Origin of the sequence: Frankia canadensis (genome assembly GCF_900197875.1) — a bacterium.
Taxonomy (GTDB): Bacteria; Actinomycetota; Actinomycetes; order Frankiales; family Frankiaceae; genus Frankia; species Frankia canadensis.
In genome coordinates, this window is the sequence record NZ_FZMO01000368.1 from 1 (window position 1) to 13723 (window position 13723).

Here is a 13723-nt window from a genome sequence, read left to right on the forward strand (position 1 = left end):
GACCCGATCCGAACAATCAACCACGTAGCTGTCTCACCACACGAACGTGCGGAAGGCAGGGCTAGAGATAGCCCGAACAGGTCGGGACGCCCGGGATGGGCTCGTTCTGCCCGCCGCCCTTCACGACGGTGGCCGGGAGGTATCCCCAGGCGCCGGAGTACCCGGGCGCGTTCGCCCGGGCCCCGTCGCCCTCGGTGTAGAGCCACCAGGTGTTCGTGTTGCCCTGGACAACCGGGTTGGCGCGGCCGTTCACCTGGCAGATCGCCCAGACGGTGGACGCCTTGTTCATGTAGCCGGAGTCGTCGAGGGCCGCCGTCGTGCCGGCGGCGACGTTGGCGTAGAGCGCGGAACCCACATAGGTGGCGCAGTCGTAACGGGTGTTCCACACCCGTCCCCGATAGTCGGTGATCGAGGCCGCGCGGGCGGCGCAGCCTGGTGCCGGGGCGGCACCCCCACCCATGCCCGTGCCGGGCGGCGCCGCTGTCGCCGGCGGCCCCGCCGTGGGGCCGGGAGCCGCCATGGCGGGTGCGGGTGCCGGCGCGGCCGGGGTGCCGGTTCCCCCGACCGGGGCAGGCTGGGCGGCCTGTCCGGGGGGCCGCGGGGCGCCACCGCCCTGCGGTGCCAGCACGCCGGGCCCACCGGTCGCCGGCGGGAGGAACGGGGGCGGGGAGGTCGCCGCCGGGCTGGCGGACAGGGCCTGTGGGCCGTCGAGAGCCACCTTCGACGCGGCCGCGGGCCCGTCCGCCGCCCCGCCGCGGTCCGCCCCGCCGGCTCCCGCCGGGTCCCGGATCACCAGGTAGGCCAGCACGGCGACGACCGCCGCCAGTACCCCCGCCGTCGCGAGGAACGGCGCCCGCCACCGCGAGCCGGAGGCACGCGTGACCGCCGGCTCCGCCGGACGGGGCGCGTCCGCCCGCGCCGCCGGGACGGGGACCGCGCCGACCTCGGGCCGCCGCGGCGCCGCGGGAGACCCCGGGGGCGAGGCCGCCGGCGGGGACGGGGCCGCCGGCGGATGGGCGACGCCCACGGCGGCGACGGCCGTGCGCTCGTCGTCGGTCCCGGCGTGTTCGTCGGGCGGCGCGCCTGTTCCAGGCCCGCCAGGCCCGCCTGGTCCATCAGGTCCGGTTCTGGGCCCGAGGTTGGGAACGGGGACGGCCGGCGGTGGGGGCTGGCTCGCCCAGGCCGCGGCGCGGGTCGCGGTGGGGTCGAGCTCGGCGAGGGCCGCCGCGAACTCGCGGGCCGAACCCGGTCGCTGCTCGGGCCGGGCCGCGAGGCTCCAGGCCAGCAGGTCGCGCAGCGCGTCGGGTACGTCGGCGCGGTCGAGGGGCGCGACGTCACCGGCCAGAATGCGCTGCAGAATCTGGTTCGGCACGCGGCCCGGGAATGGCGTCGTGCCCTGCACGAGGGTGAACAGGGTGGCGCCGAGCGCGAAGATGTCCGCGGCGGTTCCCGGATCCTCCCCGAGCAGGACCTCCGGTGCGGCATAGCCGGGAGTGAAGGCCGCCGACATCGTGCCGGCCTCCATGCCCTCGGTGACGCTGGCGATTCCGAAGTCGCTGAGCACCGGGTCCGCGGTACGGCGGAGAAGGATGTTGGCGGGTTTCAGGTCCCGATGCAGGATGCCGTGCTCGTGCGCGGTGGCCAGCGCGTCGGCGATCGGCAGGCACAGGGCGGTGGCCTCGCTGACGGGCAGGCGGCCGCGGTTCTTCAGGGCGTCCGCGAGGGAGCCGCCGGCGAAGTACTCCATGGTGAGGTACGGGCGGTGGTCGCGGGTGGTGCCGGCGTCGAACACCGTGATGATGTGCGGATGCCCGGTGAGCCGCCCGGTCGCCCTGCACTCGCGGACGAATCGTCGTTCCGCCGCCGGATCCCGCAGATCGGAGTGCAGCACCTTGACGGCGACCCGGCGGTCGAAGATTTCCTGTTCGGCCAGATAGACCGTGCTGAATCCGCCGTATCCAATTGTCGTGAACGAGTGGTAGCCCTCGATCAGCACCGGTTCCACGCGGTACCCGCATCCCGTCGGCGTCGGCTGGTGTCACGTCCTGCAGGAGCTGCCCGCCGCCGCGGCATGCGCGTGACGACCCCCGTCGGCCAGTCCGCACAGCACGCTACACGCCGCCCGCGGCCACGCTCCCGGCGTCCGATGGGACCGTCCTGGCCCGGTTCGGTATGCGCGCGGTTCCCCTGCGCGTACGCCGGGTATCCCCCGAACAGGCGGCCCTGGTCCATCGGGACCGGTTCAGGGGAGGGACAGGGTCATGGCACAGGTGATGAAGGGACGCACCCGGCCGGCGGGGGCGGACACGTCCAACGACGAGATGGCGCGCCAGGTGGCGAGCCAGACGTCGTCCGACCTGGTCGCCGAGCAGATTTTCCGGCGGGAGCGGAACGGGGCGTTGACGGACAGGGAAGCGGCCAAGAGCGAGTCGCTGCGGCCCTAGCGTCGTGCCGTGGCCCTGGCGTCGTGCTGGGGCGCCGCGGCTCCCGTTCGCGGCCGCGCGGCCGGGCCCGCGATCGACGGGCCCGGGTCCGATGCCCGTGCGAGGCGGCGGCGGGTGTCGTATGCATGAGCGATGCAGCAGGAGCAGGAGCAGTCCGCGGGGCCGGGCCGCCCGTTCACGGACGCCGGTACCCCCGAATCGGTCTGGCAGGCCTGGCGGCCCGGGTGGGCGGAGTTCGAGCTGACCAGCCCGCCGCCGCGCGCGGTGGTCGTCGCCCCCCATCCGGACGACGAGGTGCTGGGCGTGGGCGGCCTGCTGCTCCGGTTGCACGGGCTGGGCACCGAACTCGCGGTGGTCGCCGTCACCGATGGCGACGCGTCGCATCCCGGATCCCCCACGCTGTCGCCCGAGCGGCTCGCCCGGCGGCGGATCGCCGAGCAGGCGGCGGCGCTGGCGGAGCTGGGGCTCGGCGATGTCCCGGTGCACCGCGCGGGTCTGGGCGACGGGCGGGTCGCGGGGCACGAGGACGTGCTGGCCGACCTGGTCGCGCCGCTGCTTACGCCCGCGTGCTGGGTGCTCACCACCTGGCGGGAGGACCGCCATCCGGATCATGAGGCGACGGGGCGGGCGGTGGCTCTCGCCGCCGGGCGGGTCGGCGCTCGAATGATCGAGTACCCCGTCTGGACCTGGCACTGGGCGAGGCCGCGGGACCCGCGGGTGCCGTGGTCGAGAGCCCGGAGTGTCGCGCTGCCCGATTCCGTGCGGCAGGCCAAGCGGCGGGCCGTCGAGCACTATCGGTCGCAGATCGCCCCGCTGTCGGACGATCCGGCCGACGCGGCCGTCCTGGGCCCGGAGATCCTCGCCCGCCTGCTGCGCCCCACCGAGACGCTGTTCGTCTGACGGCGCCGGAACGCGCCGGCCGGGAAACCGTGGGCTCCCTGGTGTCGCGAGTCACAGGGCCGCCCGGTCATCCGGATGGCCTCGGCCCGGCCGCGCGGCTAGTGTGCGGACAACGAACTGCATACCGCTGCCGCTCACACCCGTGCGGGAGAGTCCCGGCTCGTAGCCCGCCGGGACGCCGAAGGAGCAAGCTCTCCCCATAAACTCTCAGGCCCCCAACCGCCGGGTCAGGCAACTCTGGAAAGCGGACATCGGCGATGTCCCGCCGACGGTGAAAGCCGCGGCCGTGGCCGGGGGCCCGATCGGTCCCCCGCGACGGCGCGCGGTGAAGCTCTCAGGCCCCAGGACAGAGGGGGAGGCCCGCTGCGGCGCCGGCTCCGGCCTGTCGTCGCCCGACCTCCGGAGCAGCTCATCATGCCCGACGACAGCCGTCTCGACCCGAGCACCGTGCCGACGCCCGCCGCGCCGCCCGCGCCCGCCGCCGGTTTCGCCGCATCCGTTCCTGCCGCCGCCGGGTTCGCGCAGCGGCACATCGGACCGGACGAGGATGACCAGCGCGTGATGCTGGCCGCGCTCGGCCTCGACTCGCTGGCGGCGCTGACCACCGCCGCCGTGCCGGCCGTGATCCAGGACGCGGGGCTGGACCTGCCGGCGCCGCTCGACGAGTCGGCAGTGCTGGCGGAGCTGCGCGCGCGCGGCCGGGCGAACCGCCCGGTGACGTCCATGATCGGTCTCGGCTTCCACGCGGCGGTCATGCCGGGTGTCATCCAGCGCAACGTGCTGGAGAGCCCCGCCTGGTACACGGCGTACACCCCCTATCAGCCGGAGATCTCCCAGGGCCGGCTGGAGGCGCTGCTCAACTTCCAGACGATGATCACCGATCTGACCGGTCTGGCGGTGGCCGGCGCGTCCCTGCTGGACGAGCCGACCGCGGCGGCCGAGGCGATGCAGATCGCGCTGCGCGGGGAGCGCGGCGGTCGGCGGACGTTCCTCGTCGACGCCGACACCCTCCCGCAGACGACGGCGGTCGTGGCGACGCGCGCCGAGGCGCTGGGCGTCGCGGTGCGGGTGGTCGACCTCGCCGGCGCCGCCGACCTGTCCGGACTCGACGCGGACCTCCTCGACTCGGCGTTCGGGCTGCTGGTGTCCTACCCCGGGCCGAGCGGGGCGCTGCGGGACCCGAGCGGGCTGATCGCCGCGGCTCGGGCGCGGAAGATCCTCGTCACGGTCGCCGCGGACCCGCTCGCGCTGACCCTGCTGCGCTCGCCCGGCGAGCTCGGCGCGGACATCGCCGTCGGCAGCACCCAGCGCTTCGGCCTGCCGCTGTCGTTCGGCGGTCCGCACGCGGGCTACCTCGCCGTCCGCGCGGGCCTGGAGCGTTCCCTGCCCGGCCGTCTCGTCGGCGTGTCGATCGACGCGGACGGCTCGCCCGCCTACCGGCTCACGCTGCAGACCCGTGAGCAGCACATCCGCCGGGAGAAGGCGACCAGCAACATCTGTACCGCCCAGGTGCTGCCCGCGGTGCTCGCCTCGATGTACGCGGTCTACCACGGGCCGGACGGGCTGGCGGCGATCGCGCGGCGGGTCCACGGCCACGCGGTGCGCCTCGCCGCGGGGCTGCGCGCCGGTGGCATCGCGCTGGGTGAGGAGCCGATCTTCGACACCGTGGTCGCCACGGTGCCGGGGCGCGCCGCCCAGGTGGTCGCGCGGGCGCTGGAGCAGGGAGTCAACCTGCGTCTCATCGACGGCGACCGGGTCGGTGCCGCCTGCAACGAGACGACCGGGGAGGCCGACCTGCGGGCGGTGTGGACGGCCTTCGATGTCGTCCCGCCCGACTCCGATCCCGCTCCCACGGGCGTCGACGCCCTGCCCGCCGAGCTGGTGCGCACCAGCGCCTACCTGGAGCATCCGGTGTTCCACACACACCGCTCCGAGACGGCGATGTTGCGGTACCTGCGTCGGCTGGCCGATCTCGACCTGGCACTGGACCGGGGAATGATCCCGCTGGGCTCCTGCACGATGAAACTGAACGCGACGACGGAGATGGCCGCCGTCACCTGGCCGGAATTCGCCGACATCCATCCGTTCGCTCCGCTCGACCAGGCCGCGGGCTATCTCGGGATGATCCGTGATCTGGAGGAGTGGCTGGCGGCGGTCACCGGATATGCCGGCGTCTCGGTGCAGCCGAACGCGGGTAGCCAGGGCGAACTGGCCGGCCTGCTGGCGATCCGGGCGTATCACCGGGACAACGCGGCGCCGGGCGCGCCGGCCCGCGACGTCTGCCTCATACCCTCGTCCGCGCACGGAACCAACGCGGCGAGCGCGGCCATGGCGGGAATGCGCGTCGTCGTGGTCGCCTGTGACGGCGACGGAAACGTGGACCTGGACGATCTGGCCCGCGCGGCCCGGGCGCACGCGGATGTGCTCGCCGCGCTGATGGTGACCTATCCGTCCACGCACGGAGTGTACGAGGAGGGCATCGGGCAGGCGTGCGCGATCGTGCACGAGGCGGGCGGCCTGGTCTACGTCGACGGCGCCAACCTCAACGCCCTCGTGGGGCTCGCGAAGCCGGGCCAGTTCGGCGCCGACGTCAGCCACCTCAACCTGCACAAGACGTTCTGCATCCCGCACGGCGGCGGCGGGCCCGGTGTCGGCCCGGTCGCGGTCGGCGAGAAGCTGCTGCCGTATCTGCCGAACCATCCGCTGCGGCCGGAGGCAGGTCCCGCCACCGGCGTCGGCCCCATCTCCGGCGCGCCGTGGGGGTCCGCCGGAATCCTCATGATTCCGTGGGCGTACATCCGGATGATGGGGGCGGACGGGCTGCGGCGGGCCACCTCGGTCGCCGTGCTGAACGCGAACTACATCGCGGCGCGGCTGCGTCCGCACTACCCGGTTCTCTACGCGGGCAGCGGCGGCCTGGTGGCGCACGAGTGCATTCTCGACCTGCGAGGGCTGACGCGGAGCACCGGTGTGACGGTGGACGACGTGGCGAAGCGGCTCATCGACTACGGTTTCCACGCCCCGACGATGTCCTTCCCGGTTCCCGGCACTCTCATGGTGGAACCGACCGAAAGCGAGGACCTCGCTGAGATCAACCGCTTCTGCGACGCGATGATTGCCATTCGCGCGGAGGCGGACAAGGTCGGCGACGGAGTATGGCCGCGGACGGACAATCCGCTTCGCAACGCGCCGCACACCGCGCAGATGGTGACGGCGGACGAATGGCCGCACCCCTATCCGCGGTCGATCGCGGCCTATCCGGTGGCCGCCCTTCGCGCGGCGAAGTACTGGCCGCCGGTGCGGCGTATCGACGGCGCGTACGGTGATCGAAACCTGGTCTGCACCTGCCCGCCGGTCGAGTCCTTCGCGGAGCCCGCGGCGGAGGTCACGGAGCTCGTCTCCGCCGGCTGAGCGGCCTGGGGCGCGGTCGTCCAGCCGGCGCCGGACGGCGGTGAGCCAGGCGGTTTCGTTCGGACGCCGCCGAGCGGCGGCGGCGTGTCGCGCGGGTGGCCGTCGGGTGACGGGCCGGCCAACGGTGTCCTGGCCCGACGGGGCTGTTCGCGGGCCGGCCAGTGGTGTGTCCCGCTCCGGTAGGGCCGTGCGCGGGCCGGCGCGGTCGCCGGTGCCCGGTGGCCGGGGGGCTGGCGATCACCGCGCGGGAGGGTGCCGCCGCGGTGTCCGTGCCGCGCGGTGCGTCGCGGGTACGACACGGCCCGCACCGCGGTGCGTCAACCACGTGTCGGCCTGTATTCCTTCGGTGATTTTGACCCCTCTTCGCGGTCCTTCCCCGCGCATACCGTGGCGTCATCGGTCATTGGCGTCATCGGTCATTGCCGGGGCGCGACCTCGCGGCCCTGGCGGGCCCATGTCGTGTGGTGTATCCCGCCCGGGAGATCTCACGTCACGGAAGATTCCCGGCCGTGGTACCCCGCCAGCGGGTTCGGCGACGGGCGCCTATTGACCGTTGATCGCACGCCCCCAATAGTGGGTGGGCAACTGCCGTGGTGGAATGCGGGGTCAGGACGCTCCGGCGGATCACCGATGGGACAACGGGAGGTTGCGGCGGATGGATCCCAGGATGGAAAAGCAGCTCGCACAGCTGCGTCGGAAGGCCGTTGATCTGGGGCTCGGCCCGACGCTCAAGCTTGTCCGGGACAACGTAGCGCCAACGGCTCGACGTAATCGAAACGATGATCGCCATCTCGCGCTTCTGCTGTCCTTCGTGCTGCACGAGAGCTCGAACTGCATCGACGTGGGCGCGCATCGTGGTGACGTGCTCCGCACTGTTCTGCGGCACGCGCCGCTGGGTCGGCACGTCGCCTACGAGCCGCTGCCGCACATGGCCGCGGCCCTTCGCACCGACTTCCCGACCGTCGAGGTGCGCCAGGCGGCGCTGTCCGACCAGCCCGGTGTCCTGCCGTTCGCCTACGTGCGCAGCCGGCCGGCCTACAGCGGCCTGCGGGACCGGGTGCCGGACACCGAGGAGGTCGAGCAGATCGAGGTCACCGTCGAGGTGCTCGACGAGGCGCTGCCCGCGGACTACCACCCGACTCTGATCAAGGTGGACGTGGAGGGTGCCGAATACGGGGTCTTCCGGGGCGCCCGCAAGATGATCTCGGCCAGCCGCCCCTACGTGGTGTTCGAGTTCGGTGCCGGTGCCCGGGACTACGGCACGACCGCGGACGAGATGTACACCCTCGTCGATGGTGATCTCGGGCTGCGCATCTTCGATCTCGACGGAGAAGGTCCGTACACACTGCCGAAGTTTCGGGACACGTTTGAGACCGGCCGGCACTTCAACTTCGTCGCCCATCCCTGAGGGGCATCGCCGGCGCCGCCCCAGGGCGGTCGTCCGGGCTATGGGCACGATCGGGGACGCGGTGTGAACCTGGTCGTCCGGCGAGAAGTCCGTGCTCGGCTCGTCGATGGGCTGCCTGGTGTGTCACGGACAGCGGGGGGCCGAGCACAAGGATCGGACAAGAGTCGATACGAGTACGCGGACTGCCATGTACGAAGAGCGACGATTCGGTACGGTTCAGACAGGTCGCGGCGATCGACCCACCTGAACAGATCGGACAGAACCGGTACCGGTACCGGTTCTGATTCGGGACCGGTGATGGAGTGCCGGGGGATGGCGGGCACGCGCGGCCGGAACGCGTAGCACCCGTCTGGTCAACCGAAAGGCTGCACATGGCCCGGTCCCCCCGGGGCGGCTGTTCACCGCCCACCGGCCCGCCATCGTCGTCTAGCCCGCGACCGGTCCCCTGCCCGGCCGCCAGCGCGTCCGCCACCCGGCTGTGGCGCCCGCGCATCCCTCCATCCGGGGAGCGCACCGGCTCCCGGCCGGGCGGCCCCATCGCGACGGCACCGGTGCCGTCGCCGTCCCGAACGGATCCCGCGCTCCCACCCGTCGGGTGATGCCGAATCCCCCCGGACGGACCTGGCTCGCCCGTGCCTGGTTCGCCGTCCCGGTCGTCGCCGCGCTCGCGGCCGCCATGTCCGTCCTGCTGCCCGCGTGCGGGGCCGGTCTCTGCCTCCGGCTCGTGGTGAAGCTCGTGCTCGGGCTGTCGGCCACCGGCGCGCTGCTCGTCCTGCGCTCGCGCGGCACTCCCGGCGACGCGCGTGGATGGCTCCTGCTCGTGGCCGGCCAACTGGTATACGCCGGGACGGCCGCCGTCCTCCTGGGCCTGTCCCAGGTGGACTCCGTCATAGTGTCCGCGACGACCAGGGACGTGCTGGTCGCCGCGCACTACCCGCTCACGGCGGCGGGTCTGGTGGCCCTGCTGCGCGCGCGGGGCGCCCTGCGTGACCGGGTGGCGCTGCTGGATACCGCCCTGCTGCTCGCGGGCGGAGTCCTGCTTGCCTGGACCTGCCTGGTCGGACCGGTCCTGCGCGCGCACGGAGTGTCGGGTGCCGGTCTCGTGCCGGCGCTGTGTACCGGCGTCGGTCTCGTGGTGGCCGCGGCGGCCATCCTGCTGCTCGCCTCCGACCGCGAGCCGTCCCCGGCGGTGTCGGCGCTCGCCGGTGGCCTGCTCGCCGCCCTGCTCGCGGACACCGTCGGCATGTACGCCCATCGCGCGGATGACCCCGGCCGGCACCTGCCCGCCGCAGCCGGCCTGCTCGCCGGTCGAGATCTCGGCTGGTCGGTGAGCGCGCTGCTGTTGATCATCGCCGCTCTGCATCCCGTCCGCGGCGGGCTCGCGGTCCCGGGCGGCCATCGAGGCGCGCCGTCGGCGCCACCCGTGCGGGCCGGGCGCGGGCTGGTCCTCGTCTGCGCCGTCGGTCTGGTCGGGCCGGTCACGCTCGGGATCGAGGCCGCCCGCGGCGGTGGCCCGGACACGCTGGTGATCGCGGTGGCGGTGGCGGCGATCGTGCTGCTGATCATCGCTCGGATGGCGCAGATGGAAGCCGACCAGCGCCGGTTGGCGATCACGGATGGCCTGACCGGTCTGCACACCCGGCGGTACCTGGAGGCCGAGATGCGGGTGGCCGCCCGGCGGGCCCGCGATTCCGGAACGGCGATGGGACTGCTGCTGGTCGATGTCGACCACTTCAAGTCGGTCAACGACCGCTTCGGCCACCCGGCGGGCGACCGCGTGCTCACCGAGGTGGCCCGCCGCCTGCTCGCGGTGACCCGACCGGGGGATGTCGTGGCCCGCTACGGAGGTGAGGAATTCGCGCTGCTGGCCATGGACGTCCGGGCCGAGGCGCTGGCGGACATCGCCGAGCGGCTGCGGCTCGGCATCGCCCGTGAGCCAATGCGGATCCCCCCGCCCAGCGGCGATCGGGACGCCGCGCCGCCCCGGCCGGTGCCGGTGACGGTCTCCGTGGGCGGCGCGCTGCTGCCGGACCACGCCGCCGACGTGTTCGCCCTGGTCGCCGTGGCGGACCGCGCGCTGTACGCGGCGAAGGACGCCGGGCGGAACCGGATCGCGATCGGCTCGGTGGCGGTGGGCCCGACGACGGCCCGCGCGCCGGCGGCGCCTGGACCGGCGCCGACCCGGACGCGGGTACCGGCCCGACTGCCGGCGTCGACCCAGATGCCAGCGTCGGCCCGGACGCGGGCGCCGGAGCCGCATCTCCCGCGCGTCCCGCGGCCGGGCGGGATCGCCATGGTCCTGCCCGAGTCCGCGGCCGTGGAGGCGGCCACCTACGCCGTCACCGCGGCGCTGACGCCGCTGCTGCGCGGCGCACCGCGGCGATCTCTCGATGCCGTCGAGAGCCTCTGCCAGGTCGCCGCGCAGGTGGACGAGTGGCACACGCCTCGGGTGGACGGGTCCGCGGTGGCCTGCTGGCTGGGCGAGGTGCTGACCGCGCTCGGCTACGCCGCCGGACCTCAGCGTCGGGCGCGGCGGGCGGCGCGGTTGCACAACGTGGGCAAGATCCTCCTGCCGCCGGAGGCCCTGGGCCGGCTCGGCCCCCTTGACGCTGAGGAATGGCGGCTGATCAGGATGCATCCCGTGATGGGGGCCAGTCTGCTCGCCCGGCTCCCCGACCTGCGCGCCGAGGCGGAGATCGTCGCGCAGCAGCGCGAGTGGTTCGCCGGCGGCGGCTACCCCACCGGCGTCTCCGGACCGCGGATCCGGACGGAGGCGAGGGTGCTGGCCGTCTGCACCGCCTGGGCGGCGATGCGGGGTGGCCGTGGCGAGCGGGGCCCGATGAGTGCCGCGGCCGCCCGTGAGCAGCTGTGGGCGGCACGCGCCACCCAGTTCGACCCCGATGTCGTGGATGTCTTCCTCGCCCTGGAGGCCCAGCGGCGGGTGGGCCGGTCCCAGCCGGATGATCCGCCGACCCCCGCCCCGGCCAGGTGGCACCGCCGGTCGGGCGTCGACGGCCCGATCAGGTCCGGAGCCGGCGCCAGCCCCTGATCCGCGGGTGCGGTGCGGAAAGACCGTGTGTTTCCCGACACGTCCGTGGTGGGGTTGATGTCATCCGCGTCCGGCCCGGGCGGGGGGAGGGCGTCCTGGCATCGCCTGGCCGGCATGCGGGTAGTTCTCTCCAGACGGGCCCTGACCAGGCGCACCGCGCGCCCGATCGGGCACTCGTCGTAGCCGGGTGTGCGGACGACCCTGATTCAGGCGGCGCGGTGTGATCGTGCCCATGTCCATTAACGCGGATTGATGCCGGCCGTGAAGAGGGGGAGTGACGGATTCGGCCGCAAGACCCATACTTTGACGCTCCAGCACCTGGCATGAGCCCGATCGGCCATGCCCGGGGCCGCCCGCAGTGGACGGTGAGCCCGAGCGTCTGGGAGGTACCGGAAACGGCGGGGCAGGCAAGACGCTGTGGGCGGAGGCGGTAATCATGCGGTCCGGGAGACGAGGCGAATCATCGCCCGCTCCGCGTGATATCGCCCACAACTCCCGCGGCTGACCCGAGGGCGTCGTCACCGGTACGGGCTGTCCGTACCCAAGAAAGGTCATGAGAGAGGGGCGTCCGTGCAAACGCTCGAACCCACCAGCCTCGACCTCGACGCGATCGAGGCGGACAAGCTCGCCAAGGGCATCACCCTGAGTCTGCTGATCCCGGCGCGTGGTCCGGACGCGGCTCGGAACCTCGGCGAGATCATCGCGCAGAACCGTCAACGGTGGATGCAGGAACGCGGTGTGCTGGACGAGATCGGCGTGATCGTCGATCCGACCTCGGACGGGGACGAGCACGACCTGGTGCGGATCGCGACGGACGCGGGAGCGACCTGGGTCGCCCGCGGGCAGTCCGTCCTGGAGCGGCACGCGGGTCGGGAACTGCCGTCGACCGGAGGCAAGGCCGGCGCGATGCGGAGTCTCGCGTACCTCGCCTTCGGCAATCGGCTGATCTTTCACGACGCGGATCTGGAAAGCTACGATCCGTATACTGTTGGTGTTCTGGCCGCCGCGACGACCGCCGGCAGCGCGCCGCTGTTCGTGAATGGCAGCTCACGGCGGGTGACGGGTGACGGTCGGCCCGGTGGCCGAACCACCGAGATGCTCCGCTCGTTGTTGTCGAAACAACTTGCCCGGTACGTCCCGTCGATCACGCGGACGATTCAGCCGCTCATCGGGGAGTTCGTGATCGACGCGGACGTCTTCGCGGCGCTGGCCTTCTCCCGCGGCTACGGGGTGGAGACGTCCCTCAAGGTTCTGGCGCTCGATCTCCTGGACTACTCGGACAGCCTGCAGATCGAGCTGCCGATCAAGTACCAGGTCGGCCAGCATTACCACGCGCTGGTGAAGCAGTTCCATGAGATCAGTTTCACAATCGATGTGCTCGAGGCGTACTTCCAGCGCCGGCGGGTCGATCCCCACGTCGCTATCTGGCAGATCGCGGACAACTACGATCTGCTTTTCCCGGGTCGCACCTACGCGTTGCACCGGCCGTCGGGCTACGACGACACGGACTTCGTGCCGCGGCTCGGTTTCTATCAGCCACTCGCCACGGTTCCCGCCTACCAGGCTCGGCTGCCGGAGATCAAGAGCTCCCGGCGGGTGGCCCTGGACGCCCTCGGCCGGCGGATGCGCACCTCGGCCTGACGCGGCGCCGCCCGGGCCGCGTGTTCCCCGTCATCCACCGACGGGGGCACGCGGCCCCGCCGCCTTCTCCTGCCGGTACGCCTGCGCGAAGGCGTCGGCCATCTGCCGGTCGAAGAGCTCCTCGGGGTCGTTGAGCGCCATCGGGAGGTGCCCGAACACCTCGAGCGCCAGGAACCCGTGCAGCTGGGTCCACACCGCGAGGCACACGGCCATCTCGGCCTCGCCGATGACCGCCATCCCGTGGTCGTGGGACCAGGCCCGCAGGCTGGCCCGCATCGTGGGGGTGAGTTCGGCGTCGACGTGGCTGGCGTCGACGAGATCCGCCTCGATCGCCTCGCTCATGCACCGGAACAGCACCGTCACCGACCGCCGCAGCTCCTGGGCCACCCGCCCCTCGCAGTAGCTGCTGGCGGGGACCTGCGGGCCGAAGATCAGGGCGTACTCGATCGCGTGGTCCAGGGCCCAGCGCCGATGCGCCCGGGCCACGGCCAGCCAGCGGTCCATGTGCCGGTCCGCGGGGGCGGCGTCGAACGCGTCGGTCAGCGCGTCGGCCAGCGAGCCGAAGGCGTCCGCGGCCAGCTCTGTCAGCAGCACCTCGCGGCTCTCGACGTAGCGGTAGAGGGCCGAGGGGGCCATGCCCATCGCGCGCGCCACCCCCCGCAGGGACAGTCCGCCGGCACCGAGCTCGGCCAGCTGGGCGTGGGCCGTCCGCTTGATCTCGTCGAGGGTGGCTTGCCGCAGGCGCTCGCGGCGAGGGATCGGACTACTCACGGCGTCATGCTCCGCTCAGAGTGTGAACGCTGTCAATTATGCGTCAGGGCGCCCTTGACATGAACGCCAGTCGCGAACACTGTTCTCTCTAAGGTCGCC

At 72.9% G+C, this 13723-nt stretch carries 8 protein-coding genes and 2 riboswitches; of the genes, 6 read left to right on the plus strand and 2 right to left on the minus strand.

Features of this window, described 5'->3' with window-relative positions; translation table 11 throughout:
- Positions 1-61 precede the first annotated feature (61 nt).
- Positions 62-2005: a serine/threonine-protein kinase gene (locus C1A33_RS35950; protein ID WP_243407885.1), complete on the minus strand. Its 1944-nt coding sequence runs from the start codon at positions 2003-2005 to the stop codon at positions 62-64.
- A 256-nt stretch (positions 2006-2261) separates the two neighbouring features.
- Here C1A33_RS35950 and C1A33_RS23810 point away from each other — a divergent pair, with 256 nt between their 5' ends.
- The 6 genes from C1A33_RS23810 (at position 2262) to C1A33_RS23835 (ending at position 12853) form a co-directional block, all read left to right on the plus strand.
- Positions 2262-2444, plus strand: coding sequence for a hypothetical protein (locus tag C1A33_RS23810; RefSeq protein WP_101833567.1), 183 nt, complete (start codon positions 2262-2264; stop codon positions 2442-2444).
- A gap of 132 nt (positions 2445-2576) precedes the next feature.
- The gene (locus tag C1A33_RS23815; protein ID WP_101833568.1) at positions 2577-3344 is read left to right on the plus strand and encodes a PIG-L deacetylase family protein; all 768 of its coding nucleotides are present in this window, start codon (positions 2577-2579) and stop codon (positions 3342-3344) included.
- Between the two features lie 135 nt (positions 3345-3479).
- Positions 3480-3576, plus strand: a riboswitch (glycine riboswitch).
- A riboswitch (glycine riboswitch) is annotated at positions 3577-3701 on the plus strand.
- Between the two features lie 57 nt (positions 3702-3758).
- Entirely contained in the window at positions 3759-6755 is a 2997-nt protein-coding gene (gcvP, locus tag C1A33_RS23820) for an aminomethyl-transferring glycine dehydrogenase (protein WP_101833584.1), read from the plus strand.
- A gap of 667 nt (positions 6756-7422) precedes the next feature.
- Entirely contained in the window at positions 7423-8163 is a 741-nt protein-coding gene (locus C1A33_RS23825; protein WP_243407886.1) for an FkbM family methyltransferase, read from the plus strand.
- Between the two features lie 598 nt (positions 8164-8761).
- Entirely contained in the window at positions 8762-11212 is a 2451-nt protein-coding gene (locus C1A33_RS23830) for a bifunctional diguanylate cyclase/phosphohydrolase (protein WP_101833570.1), read from the plus strand.
- A 570-nt stretch (positions 11213-11782) separates the two neighbouring features.
- Complete coding sequence (locus tag C1A33_RS23835; RefSeq protein ID WP_101833571.1) at positions 11783-12853, plus strand: glycosyltransferase family protein; 1071 nt, start codon at positions 11783-11785, stop codon at positions 12851-12853.
- Positions 12854-12883: 30 nt separating this feature from the next.
- Here the strand turns inward: C1A33_RS23835 and C1A33_RS23840 are convergent, their stop codons facing one another.
- A complete protein-coding gene (locus tag C1A33_RS23840) occupies positions 12884-13624 on the minus strand; it encodes a TetR/AcrR family transcriptional regulator (RefSeq protein WP_101833572.1) in 741 nt (246 codons plus the stop codon).
- Positions 13625-13723 lie beyond the last annotated feature (99 nt).

Coding starts and splice junctions, on each gene's coding strand:
- C1A33_RS23825 (WP_243407886.1), top strand. CDS start 7,423: ATGGAAAAGCAGCTCGCACAGCTGCGTCGGAAGGCCGTTGATCTGGGG.
- C1A33_RS23810 (WP_101833567.1), top strand. CDS start 2,262: ATGGCACAGGTGATGAAGGGACGCACCCGGCCGGCGGGGGCGGACACG.
- gcvP (WP_101833584.1), top strand. CDS start 3,759: ATGCCCGACGACAGCCGTCTCGACCCGAGCACCGTGCCGACGCCCGCC.
- C1A33_RS23830 (WP_101833570.1), top strand. CDS start 8,762: ATGCCGAATCCCCCCGGACGGACCTGGCTCGCCCGTGCCTGGTTCGCC.
- C1A33_RS23815 (WP_101833568.1), top strand. CDS start 2,577: ATGCAGCAGGAGCAGGAGCAGTCCGCGGGGCCGGGCCGCCCGTTCACG.